The organism is Rhodovulum kholense (genome assembly GCF_003053725.1).
Classification (GTDB): Bacteria; Pseudomonadota; Alphaproteobacteria; order Rhodobacterales; family Rhodobacteraceae; genus Rhodovulum; species Rhodovulum kholense.
In genome coordinates, this window is the sequence record NZ_QAYC01000002.1 from 46,524 (window position 1) to 70,952 (window position 24,429).

Genomic DNA, 24,429 nt, shown 5'->3' on the forward strand with positions numbered 1-24,429 from the left:
ACCGGCGGCCGGGATATGCGAAGGGGGTTCTGTCCTGCGGAAGGCCCGCCATGACCCAGCCCTCGCCTCGTCTTCCGATCGTCTTCATCCTGGTGACGCTGGTGCTGGACGCCATCGGGATCGGGCTGATCCTGCCGGTGATGCCGGATCTGATCCGCGACGTCGAGGGCGCCACGAGCCTCGGGCAGGCGGCGGTCTGGGGCGGGGTCCTGTCCACCGCCTTTGCGGTCATGCAGTTCCTCTGCGGCCCGACCGTCGGCAGTCTCTCGGACCGGTTCGGACGCCGCCCGGTGCTGCTGATCTCGCTGGCGACGATGGCGCTCGACTACGTGGTGATGGCAGTCGCGGGCTCGATCTGGCTGTTGCTGGCCGCGCGGGTCGTGGGCGGCGTCACCGCCTCGACCCAGGCCACCGCCAGCGCCTTTCTGGCCGACATCTCGAAACCCGAGGAGAAGGCCGCGCGCTTCGGCATGGTCGGCGCTTCTTTCGGGATCGGCTTCGTGATCGGCCCGCTCATTGGCGGGTACCTGGGCGAGCTGGGCCCGCGCGCGCCGTTCTGGGCTGCGGCGGGGCTGGCCACGCTGAACCTGATCTTCGGCGCGCTGGTGCTGCCCGAAACCGTCACCGACCGCATCCGCCGCCCCTTCGACTGGCGCCGAGCCAACCCGCTGGGAGCCTTCCGCGCCGTCGGCCGCCTGCCCGGGGTCCGGCCGCTTTTGCTGCTGTTTTTCCTCTATGAATTCGCGATGTTCATCTATCCCGCGATCTGGGCCTATTTCACCCAGTACCGCTTTGGCTGGAGCGCGGGCACCATCGGCATCTCGCTAGCGATGTTCGGGATCGGGGTTGCCATCGTGCAGGGCGGCCTGATCCGCGTCGTGCTGCGCGTGATGGGCGAGAGGATCGCGGTCTGGTACGGGCTTGGCTACAATTTCGTGGCCTTCCTCGCGATCGGCCTGATCGGCAACGGCACCGCCGTCCTGATCCTGACCCCGATGATCGCGCTGGGTGCGGTGGTGACGCCCGCGCTGCTGGGGATGATGTCGAAGGCGGCCGACGACAACCAGCAGGGCGAATTGCAGGGCATGGTCAGTTCGCTCCGGTCGGTCTCGATGATCGCCTCGCCGCTTGTCATGACCCAGACCTTCTTCCTGTTCAGCCGCCCCGATGCGCCGCTGCACCTGCCCGGCGCGCCCTTCGTGCTGGCGGCCGGCGTGATGATCGTCTGCGCCATCGTCTTCGCGGCACGGCGCGGCGCCGCCCGCGGGGCCGAGGCCTGACCCGTCGCTTCCGCTACGGCCCGGTCCAGGGTCGGGTCTGCGCGTATTGACAGGGTCGAAACCATGCGAAAGGTATCCCGGACCGGCGGGAGAAACGCGCCCGACGGCGACCGGAGTGCAATTTGAGACGAATTCGGCAAGGGATCTGCGCCCTGGGCGCCCTTCTTCTGGCCGCGGCTCCGGCCGGGGCCGACCAGCCTCTGCCGGTGGAGATCCTCCGCGTCGGCGCTGAATCCGCCGAAACCACCTACACCCTTACCGGCACCATCGAGGCCGTGGACGACTACCCGGCCTCGTTCCGGGATGGCGGACGCATCGTCGAAGTGGCGGTCGAAGCGGGCGACGAGCTGGACCGGAACGACGTGATCGCGCGGGTAGACGCCACTGCAGCCGAAGCCCGGCTGCGTTCGGCCGCAGCGGCGCTGCGTTCGGCCGAGGCGGCGCTGGTGCAGGCCCGGCAGGCCCGCGACCGGGCGACGCGCCTGCTGGACGAGGGCAATACCACGCAATCCGACCTCGATGCCGCGGTGCAGGACTATCTTTCGGCCCGGTCCGACCGGGACGCGGCCAGGGCCCGACGCGCCGTGGCGACCCGCGCCGCCGAAGACACCGTGCTGCGCGCCATCGAGCCCGCGATCGTGACCCACCGCTCGGCCGAGCCGGGTCAGGTCATGGCCGCCGGGCAGGCGGTGGTGACGCTGGCCAATCGCGGCCCGCGCGAGGCGGTGTTCCAGGTCCCAGACATCCCCGAACTCGGCGCCTTTCTGGGCAGCCCCGTGCGGCTGGTCCCGCTGGAGGGCGGCCCCGGCACCAGCGCCCCGGTCAGCGAGCTTGCGCCGGTCGTGGGCAGCAATGGAACGGTCGAGACCAAGGTCCGCATCGACGGCGAGGCCGCGCGCCTCTTTGCCATCGGCCAGCCTGTCGTGGGCATCGTCACCCTGGCCCGCCAGACGGCGATCACGGTGCCCTGGACGGCGCTGACCGCGACGGCCGACGGCCCCGCCGTCTGGACCGTCGACGCCGCCGACAGCCGGGTCCGGCTCGCCCCGGTCGAGATCGGCGCCTATACCGACCGCGGCATCCGCATTGCCGCGGGGCTGGCCGAGGGCGACGCCGTGGTCGGCGCGGGGTCCCAATACCTTTTCCCCGGGCGCGAGGTTCGCCCGCTTGGGGGGGACGAATGATCCGCCTGCTTGCCCTTGCCCTGGCGACGCTGCCCGCGACCGCCCACTCGGCCAGCCCGGCCTGCGGCGGCAATCCGGCCGCCGGGCGCCCTGTGGTCTCGGAGACGGTCAGCGCCGATCCGACCCGAAAGCGGGTCTTCGCCGGTGTCGTCGCCGCCACCCACAGCACCGATCTGGCCTTCCAGACCATCGGTCGCGTCGCCCGGATCGAGGTCGATCCCGGCGACCGGGTCGCGGGCGGTGACGTGCTGGCGACGCTGGATCGGGTCAGCCTGCAGGAAGACGTCGCCTCGGCCCGCGCGGCACTGAGCGCGGCCCTTGCCGAAGCCGCCTTTGCCCGTCAAAGCTACGAGCGCGTGAACACCCTGGCCGAGCGCGGGATCGCGCCCCGCGCCCAGCTGGAAGAGGCCGAGGCCGCGCGCGATGCGACCCAGGCCCAGGCCGAGGCCGCCCAGGCCGATCTGGCGCGGGCGCGCGACGCGCTGGGCCATGGCACGCTGGTCGCCCCGAATGACGGGATCGTGCTCTCGACCGAGGTCGAGGAAGGTACGGTGGTCGCCGCCGGCACCCCGATCCTTACCCTTGCCGATCTGAAGGGCCGCGAGGCGGTGATCGACGTGCCGACCGAATTCCTGCAGGTTCTGCCGCAAGATGCGCAGTTCGAGGTCGTGGTCCATGCCGAATTCGCCAATCCCCGCAAGGCACGGCTGCGGCTGGTCGAACCGGTCATCGGCGACAATATTCGCACCCGGCGGCTGCGCCTGACGATCACCGAAGGCGATTCCGATTTCCGCATCGGCAGCCTCGTGTCCGCCACGCTGGCCCGCCTTGATTTGCCGGTTATGACCCTGCCCGCGACCGCGCTGACCGGGACCGAGACCGACCCGGCCGTCTGGCGCGTGCTGCCCCCCGACCGCCGTGTCGAACGCGTGGGCATCAAAACCGGGCGGCGGCTTGCGGACCGGATCGAGATCACCGAAGGCCTGTCGGTCGGGGACGAGATCGTGATCAGGGGCGCGGCCTGCCTGCGGGACGGGCTGGCCGTCGGCCCCCGGGTGGCGCCATGAGCCTGCGCCCGCGCTTCAACCTGTCGGACTGGGCGCTCGGGCACCGCTCGCTGGTCTGGTTCCTGATGCTGGTCTCGCTGGTTGCGGGCACACTGGCCTATCTGTCGATGGGCCGCGAAGAGGACCCGTCCTTCGCGATCAAGGTCATGGTGGTCTCGGCCGCCCTGCCCGGCGCCACCGCCGAGGAAACGGTGACCCAGGTCACCGACCGGATCGAGAAGAAGCTGCAGGAAATCGACGCGCTCAAGTTCACCCGTTCGGTCACCTATCCCGGCCGGTCTGTCGTCTATGTCGAACTGCGCGACGCCACCCGCGCCGAGGAGGTCGATGCGACCTGGCTCCGGGTCCGCAACATGATGTCGGACATCCGGGGCGAGTTTCCCTCGGAATTCGCGGGCTTTTCCTTCAACGACGATTTCGGCGACGTGTTCGGCAGCATCTATGCCTTCGTCGCCGACGGCTTCACCCCCCGCGAGCTGGAAGACCGGGTCGAGGACATCCGGTCCGAGATCCTGCGGCTCGACCAGACCGGCAAGGTCGAGCTGGTGGGCGTGCGCGCCCCCGAAATCCATATCGAGTTTTCCAACCGCCGCCTGGCCGCGCTCGGGCTCGACCGCGAGGCGGTGCTGGACACGCTGGCGCAGGAAAACGCCATCGTGCCCTCGGGCACGATCCGTACCGAGGCCGAACGGATCCTGATCCGGGTCACCGGCCAATACGCCTCGGCCGAGGATCTGGCGGCGACCCCGCTCAGGACCGGCGATGTCTTCTATTCGCTGGCCGATGTCGCCGACGTGACCGCGGGCTATGCCGACCCGCCGACCGAGCTTTTCCGCTTTAACGGGCACGAGGGCATCGCGCTTCTGGTGGGCATGCGCGAGGGCGGCAACATCCTGCAGTTCGGCACCGAGCTCGAAGCGTTGATGGACGGGGTCGCCCAGCGGCTTCCGGTCGGGATCGAGGTTCACAAGGTCGCCGACCAGCCCAAGGTCGTCGAGGAGTCGGTTGGCCATTTCACCCGGGCACTGGCCGAAGCGGTGCTGATCGTGCTGGCCGTCAGCTTCATCTCGCTCGGGCTTCGGGCGGGGATGGTGGTGACGCTGTCGATCCCGCTGGTGCTGGCCATGACCTTCGTGCTGCTCGACGTGATGGGCATCACGCTGCAACGGGTGTCGCTTGGCGCGCTGATCATCGCGCTGGGTCTGCTGGTCGATGACGCGATGATCGCCATCGAGACGATGATCTCGCGGCTCGAAATCGGCGAGAGCCTGACGAAGGCCGCCTCCTATGCCTGGACCTCGATCGCCTTTCCGATGCTGACCGGCACGCTGGTCACCGCCGCGGGCTTCATCCCCATCGCCTTCAATTCCAGCCAGGCGGGCGAATACACCCGGTCGCTGTTCTACGTCATCGCGATCTCGCTCTTGCTCAGCTGGATCGTCGCCGTTCTGTTCGCGCCGATCCTAGGCGTGACCTTCCTGCCAAAGAAGCTGCGCCATGCCCATCGCGCGGCGGGCCGCGTGCGCCGGGCCTTCCGCAAGGTCCTGCTGAAGGCCATGCGGTTCCGCTGGACGACGATCCTGCTGACCTCAGCGCTTTTCGCGGCCTCGGTCGTCGGGCTCGGGCATGTCGAAAAGCAGTTCTTTCCAACCTCCGAGCGGCCCGAGATCATCGTCGAGGTCACGCTGCGCCAGAACGGCGCCTTCGCCGCCACAGATGCCGCAATGGCCGAATTCGAGGCCTGGCTCGGCCAGCAGGACGAGGCGAGCTATTCGACCGCCTATGTCGGCCGCGGCGTCCCGCGCTTCGTGCTGACCCTCGACCAGCCGACCGCCAGCGAGAATATCGGCCAGTTGATGGTGATGACGCCGGGGCTCGAGGCCCGCGACCGGCTGCGCGACAAGATCGCGGCCTATGACCGGGCCCATCCCGAGGCCGATTTCTACACCCGCCTGATCGCGCTGGGACCGCCCGTCGGCAAGCCGGTGCAATACCGCCTGTCCGGCCCCGAGATCGAGCCCCTGCGCGACCGGGCCCGCGATCTTGCGGCGCTGCTGGATGCTGATCCGCGACTGACCTCGATCAGCCTGAACTGGTCGGAACCGGCCCGCGTGGTGCGGGTGATCCTCGATCAGGCCCGGCTGCGCCAGCTCGGGCTGACCCAGTCCGACGTGGCCCAGACGCTGTACGGTCTGTTCGAGGGCGCGGGCGTGACCGAACTGCGCGACGGCCGTAAGCTGGTCGATGTGCTGGCACGCGGCGTGGCAGCCGACCGCTCCACCATCGCCGCGCTCGAGACCCTGCAATTCGGCAATGCCGCGGGCGACCCGATCCCGCTTTTGTCGATCGCGCGCCTGGAATGGACCACCGAACAGCCCGAGATCCATCAACGCGACCGGGTGCCGACGATCACCGTGGGCGCGGCGATCCGCGGCGCCGAGCAACCCGCCACCATCGTGGCCGACCTCACGCCCCGGATCGCGGCCTTCGCGGACGGCCTGCCGCCCGAGTATCGCGTCGCGCTGGGCGGGTCCGAGGAATCCAGCGCCGAAAGCCAGGCCCCGATCCTCGATGTGGTGCCGGTGATGGTGCTGAGCATCCTGACGCTGGTCATGATCCAGATGCAAAGCTTCCGGCTGCTGTTCGTGGTGCTGGCGGTGGCCCCGCTGGGGCTGATCGGGGTGGTCGCGGCGCTTCTGCCCTCAGGCGCGCCGCTGGGCTTTGTCGCGCTGCTGGGGGTTCTGGCCCTCGTCGGCATCCTGATCCGCAATGCGGTGATCCTGATCCATGAGGTAGAGGTGCTGATCCGGGCCGGGCAAAGCCCCTGGGAGGCTGTCTATGGCGCCTCGGACAGCCGCGCCCGGCCGATCCTGCTGACCGCCGCCGCGGCCAGCCTCGCGCTGATCCCGATCGCGCGCGAGGTGTTCTGGGGGCCGATGGCCTTCGCGATGATGGGCGGCATCATCGCCGGGACCGGCATCACCCTGCTGTTCGCCCCGGCACTGTATTGCGTGGTCTTCCGGGTTCGCCCGCCGGCCCCCACCACCTCTGCCCCGAAGGCCGGGACCGGCGACTGAGCTCGCGACGGCCCGGGCAAACCGCCCTCACGTATGATTCGCAACGGACCGGAAGACCGCCAGACCCGGGCTTTCCGGTGGGTATACCCTCGTCCACGAAGCGCGCTGCTGCGCCGGAACGGCTGCGGGACGGCCGATTGGCATCGATGGCGGGACCAATCCGGCCTATGTCGTCAGGCCGGCCAAGGCGCATCAAATCGCCCCTCTGCCGCAGCAGACCGGAACATCTGAAAACAATTTTACAGTGCGGGATAACAATCGCACCTGACGGCAATTTTATACCGCAGGCGCACAAATCCCGCAAATCACACATCCGAAACACGGGAATTGCACTCAGCGCATGGCGGCCATGCCAGCATCCACCCTTGCCGTCGGGCGCGGCAGTCTGTCCAAGAGATCGGAACCGTGGGATCCTCCGACCGCCCAGGGCCGGAACTCCCGCCTGAACGCCAGCACTTCCCCGCTCCGCACCGGACGTCCGGGACGGGGAGCTCGAGGAGGAGGAGCCCATGACCATCGCCCAGACCATTGCATCGAGGATCGGCGACCCGACGCTGCGCAACCGCGTGATGAGCGCGGAGGACGCCGCGGCCCTGATCGCGCCCGGATCGACCATCGGGATGAGTGGCTTCACAGGGTCGGGCTACCCCAAGTCGGTGCCGCTGGCGCTGGCCGCCCGGATCGAAGCCGAACATGCCGCCGGCAACCCGTTCCAGGTCAAGGTCTGGACCGGCGCCTCGACCGGACCCGAGCTTGACGGCGCTCTGGCCAAGGCCGGGGGGATCGAGTTCCGCCTGCCCTACAACTCGGACCCCATCGCCCGCGAAAAGATCAACGCGGGCGAGATGAACTATTTCGACATGCATCTCAGCCAGGTCGCGCCGATGGCGTGGCAGGGGTTCCTCGGCAAGCTCGACACCGCCATCGTCGAGGTTTCGGGCATCACCTCGGACGGCCAGCTCATTCCGTCCTCGTCGATCGGCAACAACAAGACCTGGCTCGACCAGGCCGAGAAGGTCATCCTCGAGGTCAACCACTGGCAAAGCGAAGCGCTGCGCGGGATGCATGACATCTACTACGGCACCGCGCTGCCGCCGCATCGCCGCCCGATCCCGCTGTCGAGCCCCAACGACCGCATCGGCCAGCCCTATTTCCGCTGCGATCCGAAGAAGATCGTCGCCATCGTCGAAACCGACGCGCCGGACCGCAACGCGCCCTTCAAGGCCCCCGACGAGGTGGCGCAGTCGATTGCCGGGCATCTGCTCGACTTCTTCCTGCACGAGGTCTCGAAGGGCCGCCTGCCGCCGCAGCTTCTGCCGCTGCAGTCGGGCGTGGGCAACGTCGCCAACGCGGTGCTGACCGGGCTGATGAATTCGCCCTTCGAGAACATGACTGCCTATACCGAGGTCATTCAGGACGGCATGCTGGAACTGCTCGACGCGGGCAAGCTGCGCAGCGCCTCGGCCACCTCGCTGTCGCTGAGCCCCACCGCTGCGGAATGGTTCAACGACCATGCCTACCGGTTCCGCGACAAGCTGATCCTGCGGCCGCAGGAAATCTCGAACCACCCCGAAATCGTCCGCCGCCTCGGCTGCATCGCCATGAACGGGCTGATCGAGGCCGACATCTACGGCGCCGTCAACTCGACCCATGTCATGGGCTCGCGGATCCAGAACGGCATCGGCGGCTCGGGCGATTTCGCGCGCAACGCCTATGTCTCGGTCTTCATGACCCCTTCGACCGCGAAGAACGGCAAGATCTCGGCCATCGTGCCGAAGGTCGCCCATGTTGATCACATTGCCCAGGACGTGCAGATCCTCGTGACCGAACAGGGGCTTGCGGACCTGCGCGGCCTCGCGCCCAAGCAGCGCGCGGCGCTGATCATCGAGAATTGCGCCCATCCCGATTTCCGCCCGGCGCTGCGCGACTACTACAAGCGCGCGATGGAAGGCTCTTACGGCAAGCACGCGCCGCATCTTCTGGACGAGGCGCTGTCCTGGCACCTGCGCTTCGTCAAGACCGGCTCGATGCAGGCCGAATAGGCCGGGCCGTCCCGCGCCATCTCTGGCGGGCGCGCGTCCCCGCGCCCGCCCTTTTCCAGCCGCCTGTCGAGGCTTGGCCGACTGCCGCCGGCAAGCGTCGCCCGAATCTGCTGTATTCCGATCTTCATCGCCTCTGCAGTGGCCCGTGCGCGGGCGCGCTTGCGAACGCGTGGGCCGCGCGGTCCGGACAGGTCGGCACGCCGTGTCACAAGAAAAAGCCCCGTCCGGGGGGAGGCCGGGCGGGGCAGGCTACACCCCGGTGTCCAGCCGGGGCGCGGGAGTATCCGACCGGACCCGGGGCAAGGATCGGGTCCGGGGTCGCCGCACCGGCCAAGAGGGTCGGAACGGGCGATGTCAGGGCCCGGAGCCTTCCTCCTTCCGGGACGGGACTTGCCCGAAAGAAGAAAAGGCGTGGGCCGCGACCGGACGCCGAAGGGTGGGAGCGTCCGGTCGCCTGTCACGACCGGCCGTCAGGCCGGCCGATCCGCGCGGTTGCCGAGGGTGACGGAGACATCCATCGACTTGCCCGCGCGCAACACGTTCAGCGACACATCGGTGCCGGGCGCGTCGGTCGCGATGAAGCGCGTCAGATCGCGCGGCCCGGTCACCTCCTGGCCGTCCACCGCCAGCACGATGTCGCCCTTCTTCAGCCCCGCCTTCGCGGCCGGGCTGTCGGCAGTCACGTCAACGATCATGGTGCCGTGCGGGCTGTCGAAGCCCAGCGCCGCGGCGACCTCCTCGCTGACCTGGCCGATCTGCACACCGAGGAAGCCGCGATCGACCTGACCGCCTTTCTCAAGGTCGGCCACGACCGATTTGGCCATGTCCGAGGGCACGGCAAAGCCGATGCCGACCGACCCCCCGGTGGGCGACAGGATCGCGGTGTTGATGCCGACGACCTCGCCCTCTTCATTGAAGAGCGGCCCGCCCGAATTGCCCTTGTTGATGGCGGCATCGGTCTGGATGAAGTTGTCGAAGGGTCCCGAATTGATGTCGCGGCCCAGCGCCGAGACGATGCCGCTGGTGACGGTCTGGCCCAGACCGAACGGGTTGCCCATCGCGACAACCGGCTGACCGACCTTCAGCGCATCGGAGGATCCGAAATCGACATGCGGCAGGTTCTGGCCGTCGATCGAGACCAGCGCGATGTCCGAGGCTGTGTCGGCACCCAGCACCTTGCCGTCGAAGCTGCGGCCATCGGACAGGGTCACGGTCACGCTGTCGGCGCCGTCGACCACATGGGCGTTGGTCACGATCTTGCCGTCCTGAGACACGATGAAACCGGTGCCGACGCCCTTCAGACGCGGCGCCTCGCCCTGCGGGCCTTGCGGATAGCCGGGCATCGGCAGGCCGAAGCGGCGGGCGAATTCCTCCATCGGAAAGCCGTCGGGGAACTGGAAGGTCTGCAGCTGGGCCTGCGGCGCGGCCTTCTCGACCTCGATGGTCACGACGGCGGGCGCGACCCGCGCCACCAGATCGACATACCCGCCCGCGGGCGCCGTCGCGGCATTGGCCGCCGGCACCGCATGGTCGAGCCCGATCCCCGCCGTCGCCCCGAGGAGCGCGGCGAGCGCCACGGCCGAGACGGCATTGCGCTTTGCTTTGTTCGACATGTCCTTGGTCTCCTGAACTGGGGCATCTTGCCGGCCGGAACGCCGGTTGCAGGACCAAGATGGCGCCCCGGGATTGCGGTCACATCCCCGCGCCGATTACATTCCTGCAATCGCTCTCACGTGCCGGTGACGGGGCCGAAACCCGGGCGCAGAGGCGGTTGAACGCGGCCCGCGCGGCGCCATAGTGAGGGCCAGTCGCGTCAAGGATCGAGGGTCGGAGGCCGTTCGCCATGAAACTGCTCGTCGTCGAGGACGATCCCACCACCGCCCAGTTCATCGCCCGCGGGCTGGGCGAAGAGGGCCACTCGGTCGATTGCCTGGACAATGGCCGCGACGCTCTGGCCCGGGCGCTGGCCACCGCCTATGACGTGATGGTGGTCGACCGGATGCTGCCCGAACTGGACGGGCTGTCGCTGGTGCGCGCGCTCCGCGCCGCCCATGTCACCACGCCCGCGATCTTCCTGACCTCGATGAGCGGGGTCGACGACCGCATCGACGGACTGAGGGCCGGCGGCGACGACTATCTGGTCAAGCCCTTCGCTTTCGGCGAGCTTTCCGCCCGGATCGAGGCCCTGGGGCGCCGCCCGCCGATGCAGGAGACCGAAACCGTGCTGAAGGCGGCCGATCTGGAGATGGATCTGGTCCGCCGCACCGTCACCCGGGCGGGCCGAAAGATCGATCTGTTGCCCCGCGAATTCGCGCTTCTGGAACATCTGCTGCGCCACAAGGGCCGGGTGCAGACCCGCACCATGCTGCTGGAATCGGTCTGGGACATCAATTTCGACCCCCAGACCAACGTGGTCGAAACCCATATCAGCCGGCTCCGCGCCAAGGTCGACAGGCCCTTCGACAAGGAACTGATCACCACCGTGCGCGGCGCGGGCTACCGGATCGGCGACTGAGATGGGGCCCCGCGCCGCCTCGCTCAGGCACCTTATGCGCTCGACCCCGGTCCGGCAGGCGCTGGCGCTGGTCGCGGTGGTGGCGCTGGCGAACCTGCTGTCTCTGGGCGGGGCCTATCTGACGCTTCGCGCCGATCTGGCCCGGTCGATCCGGGCCGATCTCGACGCGGAACTGGCCAGCTTCGATCTGAGTGCCACGCCTGCAGCCCTGTCGGCCATCGTGCGGGCGCGGGCGCGGGCGGCCGATCCTGCCAAGACGGTCACGGTCTTTCTGGCGGCCGACGGGCGGCAGGTGGGCAATGCCCGCGCCACGCTTGACGGCGGCGACATCCATCTGAGTCCGGGCGACCAGCCGCTGGGGGCTGCGGGCTACCTGCACGAAGTGCGGCCGCTGTCGGGCGGGCTCTTGATCGTGGCCGAAAGCCTCGCCCCCATCGCCGAGCTGCGCCGCACTTTCCTGTCGCTTCTGGCCTTCAGCCTCGGCCCGACGGTGCTGATTTCATTGGGCGTCGGCGTGCTGATCGCCCGGCGCACGGCGCGCCGGGTGGATGGCATCGAAGAGACGCTCGACCGGCTGTCGGCGGGCGATCTCAGCGCCCGGCTTCCGCCCGACCCGCTCCCGGCCGACGACCTGTCGCGGATCGGCGCCGGGGTGAACCGGCTGGCCGCCCGCCAGGAAGCCGCGACCGAGGCGCTGCGCCAGGTGACCGCCGACATCGCCCATGACTTGCGCACACCGCTCCAGCGGATCTCGGTGCTGATCCAGGACCTGCGCGCGCGGCTGCCCGACGAGGGCGATCCGGCCGAGCTTGCCGACCGCGCCAGTGCCGAGGTCGACCGCGCCGTATCGGTCTTCCGCGCCATGCTGGAGATCGCCCAGATCGAGGGCGGTCAGGCCTCGGCCCGGTTCCAGCCCTTCGATCTGGGCCTCACGGTCCGGCAGGTGGTCGAGCTTTACCAGCCCTCGGTCGAGGATGCCGGCCACCGGCTGAGCCTCTCCTGCCCCGAAACCGGCCCGACCGTCCGGGGCGAGCCGAGCCTGATCGCGCAGGCGCTGGCAAATCTGGTCGAAAACGCGCTTCGCCACACGTCAGAGGGCAGCCGGATCGACATTGCCGTCACCGCCGATCCACCGGGCCTGATCGTCGCCGATGACGGCCCCGGCGTCCCCGAGGGCGAACGCGACAAGGTCCTGCGCCGGCTCTACCGGCTGGAACGCAGCCGCACGACGCCGGGCCACGGGCTGGGCCTGTCGCTGGTCGCGGCCATCGCCAGCCTGCATGGCGCGCGCCTGACGCTTGAGGACAACGCCCCGGGCCTGCGGGTGCGGCTAGCCTTCCCGCAGGCCGGGGGCCGCGTCACAGGAAACTCAACCCCAGCGCAATGATGATCCCGCTGACCACCAGCTGGACGACGCAGAACCCCATGATGTCCTTGGCATTCAACCCGGCGATGGCGAGGATCGGCAAGGCCCAGAAGGGTTGCACCATGTTGGTCCAGGCATCGCCCCAGGCCACCGCCATCGCAACGCGCGCCTGATCGACGCCCAGCGCCTCGGCCGCGGGCAGCATCACCGGCGCCTGCACCACCCATTGCCCGCCGCCCGAGGGCACGAAGAAATTGACGATGCCCGCGCTGATGAAGCTCCAGAACGGAAGGCTCTCGGCGCTGGCGAACGAGGTCAGCCCGTCCGAGATCGAGACCGCCAGCCCGGACCCCGCCATGATCGCCATGATCCCGGAATAGAACGGGAACTGGATGACGATGCCAGCGCCGCTCTTGACACCTTCGGCCAGCGCATCGAGCAGCCGCCGGGGCGTGCCGTGCAAAAGGATCGCGACGAAGAGAAAGAGGAAGTTGATGTAGTTCAGCGTCAGCCCGCCACCGTCCAGCAGGTCGATCACCAGCCAGGCCAGCCCCGCGCCGCCGATGATCCAGGACAGGATCGGCGAATTCTCGATCCGGTCCGAGGGCCGGTGGGTCGGCCCGCCGCCGAATTCGGGCTCTTCCAGCTTCGCCGGATCGACGATCATCTCATGCCCGGGTTTGGGCAGCATCAGCCAGTTGACCAGCGGCACGGCAATGAAAAGCGCCGCGACGATGATCAGGTTGAAGGCCGCGAAGATGGTCTCGGAAGTGCCGATGATCCCGATCTGATCCTCGAAGGTATGGCCGGGCGTCGCGATCGCCAGCGGGATCGAGCCCGCCAGCCCGCCATGCCAGACCAGAAAGCCCGAATAAGCCGAGGCGACCAGCAGCCGGTAATCGACCGCGACCCGGCGGGCGACGGCCTTGGCCAGCAGCGCGCCCACCACCAGACCGAAGCCCCAGTTGATCCAGCTGGCCAGCAGCGAGACCAGCGTGACCAGCAAGATCGCGCGGGCCGGCCCGCGGGCGGTGTCGGCCAGACGGTTCAGAAGCCCGCGCACCGCAGGCGTCGAGGCCATCATGTAGCCCGTCACCAGCACCAGCAGCATCTGCATCGAGAAGGACAGCAGCGTCCAGAAGCCGTCGCCCCACATCTCGATCACCGCAACCGGCGAGCGGCCCTCGAACAGCACCGCCGCCGCCATCACGACGATGGTCAGGATGATCACGAAAACATAGGGGTCCGGCAGGTAACGCTCGAACACGCGCACCAGCGGCCTTGCCACAACCGAAAGCATATCCACTCCTCCCCGAAGACTTTGGCCAGAGCCTAGCCCGCGGAGACGACAGTTAAACCTCTGATCTTGCGCCCTGCCCCAACGTCAGGATGCCAGAGCGGCGCTCAGGCCCCAACCTGACGGCGCGCCGCCTCGGCCTCGAGGTCGAGATGCCCGCGCAGGCCCTCTGGCAAAGCCAGATGGCGCGCCAGATCGTCGAGATAGCGTCGTTCGTCGGGCGTGTCGGGATCGACGGCCAGGGCAGAGGCCAGATACAGCTCGGCCCGCTGGGCGTCTGTCCGTGCCGGGCGCGCGGCCTCGGCCGGATCGGCGGGCGCGGCAAAACTGTCGAACAGGGCGGCCTTTTCCTCGGCTCCGAGGCCCAGCGCCTCGATCCGGTCGCGGATGCGGCCGTGTTCCTCGGGGTCGATATGGCCGTCGGATTTCGCCGCGAGGATCATCGCGCGCAGCACCGCCAGCCGGAAATCCTGCCCGGCGCTGTCGCGCTCCTGAGCCATGTCGAAGCCGCTATCGGCGGGCGGCGGCGGCAGGTGCAGCGGATCGGCCTCGGTGCCCGAGGGGCGGTTCTGCTGCCAGTCGCGCCAGGCTTTGTAAGCCAGCCCGCCGACCGCGGCCATGCCACCATAGGTCAGCGCCTTGCCGCCCAGCTTGCGGGCCTTCTTGCTGCCCAGAAGCAGGGCCACCAGCCCGCCGGCGGCCGCACCGCCTGCAAGCCCGCCCGGCAGCGCCGAGCCGCCCTGCCCCCGATCCTGTCTCGGGGCCTGCCCCGAGCCCAGCGCCTCCTGCAGCAGCCGTTCGATATTCATGGCGCCTCTCCCTTTCGCGTGATCCAGGCAGAGCTATGGACCGGCCCGGCGCCCTTCAAGGCGACCGGCCCCACGCGGTCTGAACTTCCCGCGAGCGGCAGGTCAGCCCGAGCGCCTGCGCCTCAGCGCCAATAGGCAATGGCGGAAAAGCGCCCGCGCGGCAGGCCGCACGCGGTCAGTCGGCGCCGCGCCTCGCGGGCGATCCCGTCGCGGGCGGCAAACCAGACGAAGCCGCCCGGCCCCGGATTGGCCGCATCGAGCGCCTCCAGAAGATCGCCGCTGCGCGTCACGCGCCGGTCGGCGCCCAGCGCCGCCAGATCCTCGGGCGCGGCCGTGACCCAGGCCCGGGCCGGGACTCCGGTGATCCTCAGGATCCGCAGGATGGCGGGCACCGCGGTTTCGTCACCGAAAAGCAGCAGCGGATCGCCCTCGGGCAACCAGCCGCCGCCCGGCCCCATGATCCCGACCGGTGCCCCCGGAACGACGCCGCGCGCCCAGTCGCAGGTCGGGCTGCCCGGATGGTCGAACATGTCGATATCGACCCGGTCTGCCCCCAAGTCGGAGACCGTGTAGACTGGCCGGTGCAACGCGTCCGGGCCGCTCGGCCAGTCGACCCGCGCGCTGCCACCGATCCGGGGCCAGGCCGGTACCCGCCCGTCGGGCGGGACCAGAAGCCGGACATGCAGCCCGCCCGTGCCGAAACGCGCGGCATCGGCAGGCCGCGTCGGGGGCGACGATCTCCAGCCCCAGATTCGCGCCCTCGCGCCGCGCAGAGACCCGCGCCCGGAAAAGCTCCAGCACCAGCCCTTGGGCGCTTTCGGTCAGGGGCCTCTCCCAGTCCCTGGCCAGTGCGCGCAGCGCCTCCAGCGCCGCCTCTGCCCGGTCCGCCACCCGTCCCCGGGTGCGGAGCCTGTCGATGATCCCCACGTCCTGTCCCTCGCGCGTCGTTTCCGAGTCTTTTTATCGACTATTCCGACGTCGCGGGCAAACAGGCGCTGAAAGAAGACGGACTGGCGAGCCGAAGCCGCAGTGTCAGTAGCTGAAATCCGCGTAAATCCGGCTCAGATCGCCGTTCCAGTCGCCGTGATAATGGTCGAGCAGCTCGTCGGCCGGGGTCTTGCCGGTCTCGACGCTGTCTTCCAGCGCATGCAGGAAATGGCGTTCGTCCTGGACCATGCCGCCCAGCCCCGGCCGCGCGCGGGCCTTGAGCCCGCCCCGGGCGATGTCGACCACCTGCCGGGCAAGGCCCAGCATCTTGACGCCGTTCACCTCGGCATCGAGCCCGTCGGTGGCGGCGGCGACGCGCCAGGCCTCGCGGGTCTCGGCATCCCAGTCCTTGACCAGATCCCAGGCGGCATCGAGCGCGCCCTGATCGTAGGTCAGCCCGACCCAGAGCGCGGGCAGCGCGCAAAGCCTGCGCCACGGCCCGCCATCGGCGCCGCGCATTTCGATGAATTTCTTCATCCGCGCCTCGGGGAAGATCGTCGTCAGGTGATCGGCCCAGTCCGACAGCGTCGGCACCTCGCCCGGCAGGGCGGGCAGCCGACCGGCCATGAAATCGCGGAAGGACTGGCCCAGCGCGTCGATATAGCGGCCGTCGCGATAGACGAAATACATCGGCACATCGAGGGCATAGTCGACATAGCGCTCGAACCCGAACCCGTCCTCGAAGACGAAGGGCAGCATGCCGGTGCGCGCGGCATCGAGATCGCGCCAGACCCGGCTGCGCCAGGATTTCATGCCATTGGGCTTGCCGTCGAGGAAGGGCGAATTGGCGAACAGCGCGGTCGCGACGGGTTGCAGCGCCAGCGCCACCCGCAGCTTCTGCACCATGTCCGCCTCGGAGCCAAAGTCGAGGTTTACCTGAACCGTGCAGGTCCGGTACATCATCGTCTTGCCCATGGTCCCGACCCGGTCCATGTAATCGGTCATCAGCCGGTAACGCCCCTTGGGCATCATCGGCATGTCCTCATGGCTCCAGACCGGAGCGGCGCCGAGGCCGATGAAGCCGACGCCGATCTCGTCGGCCACGCCCTTCACCTCGCGCAGATGCTCGGTGACCTCGTCGCAGGTCTGGTGGATGGTCTCGAGCGGCGCGCCCGACAGTTCCAGCTGGCCGCCCGGCTCGAGGCTGACATTGGCCCCGTCCTTCTGCAGCCCGATAAGGTTCTCGCCTTCCATCACCGGCGCCCAGCCATGGCGGTCGCGCAGCCCTTCCAGCACCGCCTTGACCGAGCGCGGGCCGTCATAGGGGATGGGCTTCAGCGCATCCTTGCAATAGCCGAACTTCTCGTGCTCGGTGCCGATCCGCCAGTCGGCCTTGGGCTTGCAGCCCGAAGCCAGGTATTCGGCCAGTTGCGCATGGGATTCGATCGGGCCGCCGCCTGACTGGGGAATGGACATGGGCCAGCGGCCTCCAGATTGTTCGCTCGTGTTCCGGCCAAGACCTGCGTCGCGGGCGGGCTCAAGTCAAGGCCGGACGGACGATCCTCGACCAGACCGTCACCGGGCCGTCGGCAGGGCTGCGGTCGAGCGCCGAGAGGATCGCGCGGGGATTGGCGCAGGGCAGCGCCATGAACACGTCGAACAGCGCGTCGGCGCCGCTGGCCGAGGCGGGAATCGTGACCTCCGGAAACCGTGTCTGGCTCAGCCGCCAGCCGCGCGCCCCGGTCTCGTCGAAGACCATCTCGATGCGGGTAATCTCGCTCAGCGCGACAAAGCCGCCGCCCCGGGGCGCCAGATAGGTGATCTGGCCCTCGTCGACCTGCACGATCCCGGGGCCATTGCCCGGGATGCGGAACCGGTTGCGTCGGATCGCGACGAAACCAAGCCCCGCCCCCAGCGCCACCGTCAACACGCCCAGCGCCTGGAACAGATACCCGCCCAGCCCGAAGATCCAGAGCCCGGCTAGCGCGACGCCGCCCGCCGCGATGACCTCGCGCCGCTGCCGGAGAGCCGCGACCGCCTCGGGCCGCAGAAAGCTCACCCCCAATCCCCCAGCGCCTGCTGCCAGACCGTCAGCGCGGCGACCGCCGCCGTATCGGCGCGCAATACCCGGGGGCCGAGGCTGACCGGATGGGCGAAGGGCAGCGCGCGAAGCCGGGCGCGCTCGGTCTCGGAAAACCCGCCCTCGGGCCCGATCAGGATCGCCCAGGGGCCCTTCGGCGCCTCCCCCAGCGCCTGACCGGCCCCGACCAGCGCCTCGTCGCAGAACATCAGATGGCGGCCCTCGGGCCAGGCATCGAGCAGATCCGACAGCTTTTGCAAATCGGCCACCTCGGGTACATAAGTGCCGCCGCATTGCTCGGCCGCCTCGACGGCATGAGCCTGCAGCCGGTCGCGGCGGATGCGTTCGGAATTGGTGAACTCGGTCTGCACGGGACAGATCCGGGCCGCGCCCAGTTCGGCCGCCTTCTCGACGATGAAATCCGTTCGCGTTTTCTTGATCGGCGCGAAGCACAGCCACAGATCGGGCGGAAGCTGCAGCGGTCGGGTGTTTTCGCGGCAGACCAGCACCCCTGCGCGCTTCTTCGCCTCGACCACGTCGGCCAGCCATTCACCTGATTTACCGTCGAAAACCAGCACCGGGTCGCCCGGAACCAGCCGCATCACGGCGAACAGGTAATGCGCCTGGTCGCCCGTCAGAGGAACGGTTTGCCCTTCCCCCAAGGGCTGCTCTACATAGAGCCGGATTCTTGCTGACCGAAGATCGTTCATGGGGGCCATTGTTATGTCCGACACCGCCGAAACGCCAGAGGTCCACAGCGCCTTGGACAGAGCCGTGGAGGGCCAGGTCGCCGATGCAGTCAAGGGCAACTGGGTCGACCGCCTCGCCCCGGTCTGGACCCGCCCCTATCTGCGGCTGTCGCGGGCCGACCGCCCGGTCGGCACCTGGCTTCTGTACCTGCCCTGCCTCTGGGGCGTGACGCTGGCTGCGGCCTCGACAGGGTTCCGCTGGATCGACCTCTGGATCGTGCTGGGCTGCGGCATCGGCGCCTTCCTGATGCGCGGCGCGGGCTGCACCTGGAACGACATTACCGACCGCAACATCGACGGCGAGGTCGCGCGCACCCGCTCGCGCCCGATCCCTTCGGGGCAGGTGACGGTGGCGCAGGCGGTGTTCTGGATGGTGATCCAGTCGCTCGCCGCCTTCTGCATCCTGATCACCTTCAACGCGGCCGCCATCGCGATGGGCGTGGCTTCGCTGGCGCTGGTGGCGATCTACCCGTTCGCCAAGCGCTTTACCTGGTGGCCGCAGGTCTTTCTGGGGCTGGCCTTCAACTGGGGCGCGATGCTGGCCTGGGTCGCCCATACCGGCAGCCTGAGCCTCGCCCCGGTCCTGCTGTATCTGGCGGGCATCGCCTGGACGATCTTCTACGACACCATCTATGCCCATCAGGACAAGGAGGACGACGCCCTGATCGGGGTCAAGTCGACCGCGCGGCTCTTTGCCGAAAACACGCCGGTCCGTCTGCAACAGTTCCTGATCGCCGCAACCGGGCTGATGGTGCTGGGGGTGCTGCTGGCGCTCCTGCGCCCGGCCGGAGGCACGGCGGCCTTCATGGGGCTGATCGGCACTGCGGGCTTTGCGCTGCACATGTCCTGGCAGCTTCGGCGCCTCGATACCGAGAATACCGACCGCTGCCTGTCGCTGTTCCGCAGCAACCGCGATGCCGGGCTGATCCCGGTGCTGTGCTTCGGCCTCGCAATCCTTGCCTGACCGCCGCACCGTCCCGCCCCCAAGCGATGAAAGGCCTTCGATGACACCCCAAGCCCGGACCGGCCGATGCGGCATCTCCTGTCGAAACTGATCGCCCCCGCCGTCTTTGCGCTGGCAGCACTTGTCTGCCTTTGCGCGGCGCTGCTGGCGGTCAACTGGATCGAATCCCACACCCGCCAGTCGGTGCGGGCGGCGCTGACCGAACGGGGTATCCCCTGGGCCAACGTGCGGGCCGACGGCATGCTGATGCATCTGTCCGGCACCGCGCCGGACGAGGCCGCCCGGTTCCACGCACTGGCAGCCGCCGGGACGGTGGTCGACAGCACCAACCTGATCGACGATATCGAGGTCGCCGCACCGACGCCGCTGGACGGGCCGCGCTTTTCGGTCGAGCTTTTGCGCAACGACACCGGCATTTCGGTGATCGGGCTCATTCCGCGGCGCTCGCGCACCGAGGTCCTGGCCGCCGATCTGGCCCGGATCGCCGGGCGGCTGCCGGTCACCGACATGATGGACAGCGCCGATGCGGCCGCGCCCGAGGGCTGGGATGCCGCGCTTGACTTCGGTCTGATCGCGCTCGACCGGCTGAAACGCTCGAAAATATCGATCACCGCGAACCGGGTCTCCGTCACCGCGATTTCGGACAGCGCCAAGGACAAGGCGCGGCTGGAACGCGAACTGCGTGCGGCAGCCCCCAGGGGGCTCGATCTGGCGCTGGACATCTCTGCACCGCGGCCGACCATCGCCCCCTTCACCCTGCGCTTCCTGATGGACGAGGCGGGCGCGCGTTTCGATGCCTGCGCCGCCGATACCGAAGGCGCGGCCGCGCTGATCCTTGCCGCCGCGCGCGAAGCGGGTGCGCCCGACGACGCCACCTGCACGCTGGGGCTTGGCGCCCCCTCGGCCGACTGGGGCACGGCCGCGGCCAGCGGCATCGCGGCGCTGGCCGAGCTGGGCGGCGGAAGCCTGACCTTTTCGGATACGGACGTGACGCTGGTGGCGGCCACCGGGACCGAGACCGCCCTGTTCGACCGGGTCAGCGCCGCGCTCAAGGCAGACCTGCCCGAGGCCTTCACCCTGCACACCGTTCTGCCCGCCCCGGTCAAGACCGACGGCGCCGCCCCCGGACCGGCCGAGTTCGTGGCGACGCTGAGCCCCGAGGGCCTGGTACAGATGCGCGGCCGGGTGACCGATGCGATGGTCCGCGACGCGACCGAAACCTATGCCCGGTCGCGCTTTGGCGGCGAGCATGTGCATTCGGCGCTGCGGCTCGACCCCGCGCTGCCCGAGGGCTGGCCGATGCGGGTTCTGGCCGGGCTTGAGGCGCTGTCGCAGCTCCGGAACGGCTCGGCCGTGGTGCAGCCCGATTTCGTGCAGATCAACGGGCTGACCGAGGACGAAACCGCCCGCGCCCGGGTCGCGCAGATCCTGTCGGACAGGTTGGGCGATGCGCAGAACTTCGGGCTGCAGATCACCTATCGCAAGCCTCCCGAGACGCCCGGCGCGGCGCTTGCCGATCCGGCCGTCTGCGTCGAAGAGATCGGCGCGGTGCTGGCGGAAACCAAGATCACTTTCGACCCCGGCTCGGCCACCATCGACGGCGCCTCGCTGCGCGTGGTCGACCAGATCGCCGACATCCTGCGCGGCTGCCCCCGCGCGAAGATGGAAATCGCGGGCTATACCGACAGCCAGGGCCGGGACGAAATGAACCTGCGGCTCAGCCAGGCCCGCGCCAATGCGGTGGTCGACGCGCTGATGGCCCGCCGCATTCTGGTCGGCAACCTGACCGCCAAGGGCTATGGCGAGCAGGACCCGGTCGCGGAAAACGACACCGAGGAGGGCCGCGAGGCCAACCGGCGGATCGAGTTCCACCTGATCGAAGACGCCGGTCCCGACGGGAGCGAAGCCGAAGACACCGAAGCGGAAGCCGCCGATACCGGCGACGACACGACGTCCGAGGCCGAAGGTGAAGCCGAGGGAGAGGACGAAACCGGGGCTGAACCCCAGGACGATATCGGGGCCGAAACCGGGCCCGAGACCGGGGTAGACGACACCGCCCGGGACGCAGAGGACCCGGCCGATGCCGGTGAAGAGGACCAGATCGATGGACAGGACTGAATTCATTCTGGTCACCAGCGTCATGCTGTTCGTGGCCTTCGCACTTGGCTGGGTCGCCTGCTGGCTGGTGCAGCGGCTGGGGCGCACCACGACCGCCGACATGGGCGAGCTGGACCGCATGGCGCATGCGCTGCACGAGGCCGAGGAGGCCCGCGATCAGGCGGTGGGCTATCTGAACCAGCGCGAGGCCGAACTGACCAACCAGCTCAACCAGACCGAGGCCGAGCTGAACGCCGCGATGGACGGGCTGCAACATGCCCGCCAGGAGGCCGAGGAGCTGCGCGCCTATATCGAACGGATCAACGCGCGCTAACCGGCCGCCTCAGCCCATCAGCCCCTTCCGGATCAGGTTCAGCCCCGCCAACGCCAGCACGGCCAGGGTGGCGCGGCGGAACCGGACGGGGTCAAGCCGGTCCTGCAGCCTGACCCCCGCCCACATGCCCAGCGCTGCGGGCAGCACCAGCACCGCCGAGAAGGGCAGGCTTTGCGCGTTCAGCACGCCCGAACCCAGATGCGCCAGCAGCAGCATCACCGCCCCGATCAGGAAGACGACGCCCTGCACCCGGACCATCTCGGTCTTTTCGGTGTTGAAGGACAGCAGATAGGCGATGACCGGCGGCCCCCAGACCCCCGAGATGCCGCCGAAGAACCCGCCGGTCAGCCCCATCGCGATCTCGGCCCGGGCGCGGTGGCGGGCGGGCAGGATCAGCTGTCGCCCGGCCAGCTGCGAGACCGTGAAGGCGGCGATGGGCAGCCCGATCAACAGATACATGACCCGGTCGGGCAGGATCGCGACCAGCGGCGCGCTGAGGCCGATCGCCAGCACCACGCAGCCGATCAGCAGCCGGTAGCGCCGGAGCGACCGCCAGGCCGCCGCAGTCCCCTGCCGGAAGGCTTGCGCGATGTTGGTCAAAAGCGTCGCCAGCACCAGCCCGGCCAGCGCCAGATCGGCGGGCAGAAAGCTCGACAGGCCCGAGATCATGATCATCGGCATGGCAAAGCCCACCGCACCCTTGACGAAGCCCGCCAGAAGCGCCACCGCCAGCGCGGCGGCGAAAAGGTCCGTGTCGATACCCAGGATCATGCGCGCCTCCCCGCTCCGGCTATAGCCCGGACCGGCGCATGCCGCAGCCGCAAAATGGACGGGTCATTATCCTTCAAAACATGCAACTCAATTGAATTTTTGTTGCGCTGCATCTGCGAAAGCCCTATGTCACGGCAAGCCCGAAGGAAGGAGACGATTCATGCCCCATGACGGTCAGGACAGGCCCGCCGAACAGGCGCTTCTCGCCGATCTTCTGACGCTGACCGAGGCCGCGCTTGGCCCGGTCGAGGCGGTGACCGAGGCCGCGCGCACCGCGCTTGCTGCCCGCGTGACCGAGGAGGGCCGCGTCTCGGGCCGCCTGGTCGAGGCCGAACAGCACGCCGCCCACGGGCTGGCCTGGCTCGCGACCTATGCCCAGGCGCTGCGCCAGATGCAGGCCTGGGCCGGACGGCTGACCGAACAGGGCAAGTTCGGCGAGATCGAACAGCTGATCCTGCAGATCGCCTTCGGTGAATATCTGGCTCAGATCGCGGGCGGCATCCCGATGAGCCAGGGCGAGATCGTCCGCCTGCCCGAGCTGGGCGTTTCGTCCGAGGCCCATCACGCCTTCTATTCCGATGCGGTGACCGCGCTGATCCGGGGCGGCAACACCCCCGCCGCCCGTGCCCGTCTGGTCGCGCTGATGCGCGAGCAGGTCGCCAATGTCACGCTGGGCGCGACCGGGCTCGACGACGAGCTTGAAATGATCCGCGAACAGTTCCGCCGCTTTGCCCTCGACCGGGTCGAACCGAACGCCCATGACTGGCACCTGAAGGATCAGTTGATCCCGATGGAAATCATCGAGGAGATGGCCGAGCTGGGCGTCTTCGGGCTGACCATCCCAGAAGAATTCGGCGGCTTCGGACTGTCCAAGGCCTCGATGTGCGTCGTCTCCGAGGAACTTTCGCGCGGCTATATCGGCGTGGGCTCGCTTGGCACCCGCTCCGAGATCGCGGCCGAACTGATCCTGTGCGGCGGCACCGACGACCAGAAGGCGCATTGGCTGCCCAAGATCGCCTCGGGCGAGATCCTGCCCACGGCGGTCTTCACCGAACCGAATACCGGGTCCGATCTGGGCGCGCTCCGGACCCGCGCGGTCAAGGCGGGCGACAGCTACGAGGTGACCGGCAACAAGACCTGGATCACCCATGCCGCCCGCGCCCATGTGATGACGCTGCTGGCGCGGACCGACCCCGAGACGACCGATTACAAGGGCCTCTCGATGTTCCTGGCGGAAAAGACGCCCGGGACCGAGGACACCCCCTTCCCCACCCCCGGCATGACCGGCGGCGAGATCGAGGTGCTGGGCTATCGCGGCATGAAGGAATACGAACTTGGCTTCGACAAGTTCGCGGTTCCGGCGGAAAACCTTCTGGGCGGGGTCGAGGGCCAGGGCTTCAAGCAGCTGATGCAAACCTTCGAATCGGCCCGCATCCAGACCGCCGCGCGCGCCATCGGCGTGGCGCAGTCCGCGCTCGATGTCTCGATGCGCTATGCCGAGGACCGCAAACAGTTCGGCAAGCCGCTGATCGCCTTCCCCCGCGTCGCCGACAAGCTGGCGATGATGGCGGTCGAGATCATGGTGGCGCGCCAGCTGACCTATTTCGCGGCCTGGGAAAAGGACCATGACCGGCGCTGCGACCTCGAGGCCGGGATGGCCAAGCTTCTGGGCGCCCGCGTTGCCTGGGCTGCCGCCGATAACGGGTTGCAGATCCATGGCGGCAACGGCTTCGCGCTGGAATACACGATCAGCCGCATCCTGTGCGACGCGCGCATCCTGAACATCTTCGAGGGTGCCGCCGAGATCCAGGCGCAGGTCATCGCGCGCCGCGTGCTGGGCTGACCCGGACCCGTCGTCTCTCCGGGCGCT

Annotated in this window: 19 protein-coding genes; 11 read left to right on the forward strand and 8 right to left on the reverse strand. The window is 68.8% G+C overall.

Annotated elements, in window-relative coordinates; translation table 11 throughout:
* The first annotated feature begins 50 nt into the window (after nucleotides 1–50).
* The 5 genes from C8N38_RS03005 (at nucleotide 51) to scpC (ending at nucleotide 8,650) form a co-directional block, all read left to right on the forward strand.
* Nucleotides 51–1,280, forward strand: a complete 1,230-nt coding sequence (locus tag C8N38_RS03005; protein WP_108023820.1) for a TCR/Tet family MFS transporter — start codon at nucleotides 51–53, stop codon at nucleotides 1,278–1,280.
* A 122-nt stretch (nucleotides 1,281–1,402) separates the two neighbouring features.
* Nucleotides 1,403–2,464 (forward strand): efflux RND transporter periplasmic adaptor subunit, encoded by a 1,062-nt coding sequence (locus tag C8N38_RS03010; RefSeq protein WP_158272291.1) that lies wholly within the window; start codon nucleotides 1,403–1,405, stop codon nucleotides 2,462–2,464.
* Nucleotides 2,461–3,531, forward strand: coding sequence for an efflux RND transporter periplasmic adaptor subunit (locus C8N38_RS03015; protein ID WP_108023824.1), 1,071 nt, complete (start codon nucleotides 2,461–2,463; stop codon nucleotides 3,529–3,531). Before C8N38_RS03010 ends, C8N38_RS03015 begins: the two co-directional genes overlap by 4 nt.
* Nucleotides 3,528–6,608: an efflux RND transporter permease subunit gene (locus tag C8N38_RS03020; protein WP_108023826.1), complete on the forward strand. Its 3,081-nt coding sequence runs from the start codon at nucleotides 3,528–3,530 to the stop codon at nucleotides 6,606–6,608. The genes C8N38_RS03015 and C8N38_RS03020 overlap by 4 nt, the downstream gene beginning before the upstream one ends.
* A 509-nt stretch (nucleotides 6,609–7,117) precedes the next feature.
* Nucleotides 7,118–8,650 (forward strand): succinyl-CoA:acetate CoA-transferase ScpC, encoded by a 1,533-nt coding sequence (gene scpC, locus C8N38_RS03025; protein ID WP_108023828.1) that lies wholly within the window; start codon nucleotides 7,118–7,120, stop codon nucleotides 8,648–8,650.
* Nucleotides 8,651–9,120: 470 nt separating this feature from the next.
* On the opposite strand, the gene C8N38_RS03030 is transcribed toward scpC, so the two are convergent.
* Nucleotides 9,121–10,263 (reverse strand): Do family serine endopeptidase, encoded by a 1,143-nt coding sequence (locus C8N38_RS03030; RefSeq protein ID WP_108023830.1) that lies wholly within the window; start codon nucleotides 10,261–10,263, stop codon nucleotides 9,121–9,123.
* A gap of 230 nt (nucleotides 10,264–10,493) precedes the next feature.
* Between C8N38_RS03030 and C8N38_RS03035 the strand changes: the two genes are divergently transcribed.
* Both C8N38_RS03035 and C8N38_RS03040 read left to right on the forward strand, forming a co-directional pair.
* Nucleotides 10,494–11,165, forward strand: a complete 672-nt coding sequence (locus C8N38_RS03035; RefSeq protein ID WP_108023832.1) for a winged helix-turn-helix domain-containing protein — start codon at nucleotides 10,494–10,496, stop codon at nucleotides 11,163–11,165.
* A gap of 1 nt (nucleotide 11,166) precedes the next feature.
* Complete coding sequence (locus tag C8N38_RS03040) at nucleotides 11,167–12,552, forward strand: HAMP domain-containing sensor histidine kinase (protein WP_108023834.1); 1,386 nt, start codon at nucleotides 11,167–11,169, stop codon at nucleotides 12,550–12,552.
* On the opposite strand, the gene C8N38_RS03045 is transcribed toward C8N38_RS03040, so the two are convergent.
* The 6 genes from C8N38_RS03045 to C8N38_RS03070 all read right to left on the reverse strand — a co-directional run bounded on the left by C8N38_RS03045 (nucleotide 12,524) and on the right by C8N38_RS03070 (nucleotide 18,354).
* Entirely contained in the window at nucleotides 12,524–13,831 is a 1,308-nt protein-coding gene (locus tag C8N38_RS03045; RefSeq protein WP_108023837.1) for a short-chain fatty acid transporter, read from the reverse strand. The genes C8N38_RS03040 and C8N38_RS03045 overlap by 29 nt on opposite strands.
* Before the next feature lie 104 nt (nucleotides 13,832–13,935).
* Complete coding sequence (locus C8N38_RS03050) at nucleotides 13,936–14,637, reverse strand: tellurite resistance TerB family protein (protein ID WP_108023839.1); 702 nt, start codon at nucleotides 14,635–14,637, stop codon at nucleotides 13,936–13,938.
* Between the two features lie 122 nt (nucleotides 14,638–14,759).
* Nucleotides 14,760–15,410, reverse strand: coding sequence for a siderophore-interacting protein (locus C8N38_RS03055; RefSeq protein ID WP_342750288.1), 651 nt, complete (start codon nucleotides 15,408–15,410; stop codon nucleotides 14,760–14,762).
* 259 nt (nucleotides 15,411–15,669) lie between these two features.
* Nucleotides 15,670–17,040: a glutamate--cysteine ligase gene (locus C8N38_RS03060; protein WP_108023843.1), complete on the reverse strand. Its 1,371-nt coding sequence runs from the start codon at nucleotides 17,038–17,040 to the stop codon at nucleotides 15,670–15,672.
* Nucleotides 17,041–17,101: 61 nt separating this feature from the next.
* The gene (locus C8N38_RS03065; protein ID WP_108023845.1) at nucleotides 17,102–17,623 is read right to left on the reverse strand and encodes a hypothetical protein; all 522 of its coding nucleotides are present in this window, start codon (nucleotides 17,621–17,623) and stop codon (nucleotides 17,102–17,104) included.
* Nucleotides 17,620–18,354, reverse strand: coding sequence for a 16S rRNA (uracil(1498)-N(3))-methyltransferase (locus C8N38_RS03070; RefSeq protein WP_108024432.1), 735 nt, complete (start codon nucleotides 18,352–18,354; stop codon nucleotides 17,620–17,622). Before C8N38_RS03070 ends, C8N38_RS03065 begins: the two co-directional genes overlap by 4 nt.
* Nucleotides 18,355–18,367: 13 nt before the next feature.
* Between C8N38_RS03070 and ubiA the strand changes: the two genes are divergently transcribed.
* The 3 genes from ubiA to C8N38_RS03085 all read left to right on the forward strand — a co-directional run bounded on the left by ubiA (nucleotide 18,368) and on the right by C8N38_RS03085 (nucleotide 21,788).
* Nucleotides 18,368–19,357: a 4-hydroxybenzoate octaprenyltransferase gene (ubiA, locus tag C8N38_RS03075; RefSeq protein WP_108023847.1), complete on the forward strand. Its 990-nt coding sequence runs from the start codon at nucleotides 18,368–18,370 to the stop codon at nucleotides 19,355–19,357.
* A 66-nt stretch (nucleotides 19,358–19,423) separates the two neighbouring features.
* Nucleotides 19,424–21,475, forward strand: a complete 2,052-nt coding sequence (locus tag C8N38_RS03080) for an OmpA family protein (RefSeq protein ID WP_108023849.1) — start codon at nucleotides 19,424–19,426, stop codon at nucleotides 21,473–21,475.
* Nucleotides 21,462–21,788: a hypothetical protein gene (locus C8N38_RS03085; protein WP_075786816.1), complete on the forward strand. Its 327-nt coding sequence runs from the start codon at nucleotides 21,462–21,464 to the stop codon at nucleotides 21,786–21,788. Before C8N38_RS03080 ends, C8N38_RS03085 begins: the two co-directional genes overlap by 14 nt.
* 9 nt (nucleotides 21,789–21,797) lie before the next feature.
* Here C8N38_RS03085 and C8N38_RS03090 read toward each other — a convergent pair whose 3' ends face one another.
* Nucleotides 21,798–22,559, reverse strand: coding sequence for a sulfite exporter TauE/SafE family protein (locus C8N38_RS03090; RefSeq protein ID WP_108023851.1), 762 nt, complete (start codon nucleotides 22,557–22,559; stop codon nucleotides 21,798–21,800).
* Between the two features lie 160 nt (nucleotides 22,560–22,719).
* On the opposite strand from C8N38_RS03090, the gene C8N38_RS03095 reads away from it, so the two are divergent.
* On the forward strand, nucleotides 22,720–24,402 hold the full coding sequence (locus tag C8N38_RS03095; protein WP_108023853.1) for an acyl-CoA dehydrogenase family protein: 1,683 nt from the start codon (nucleotides 22,720–22,722) through the stop codon (nucleotides 24,400–24,402).
* Nucleotides 24,403–24,429: the final 27 nt, after the last annotated feature.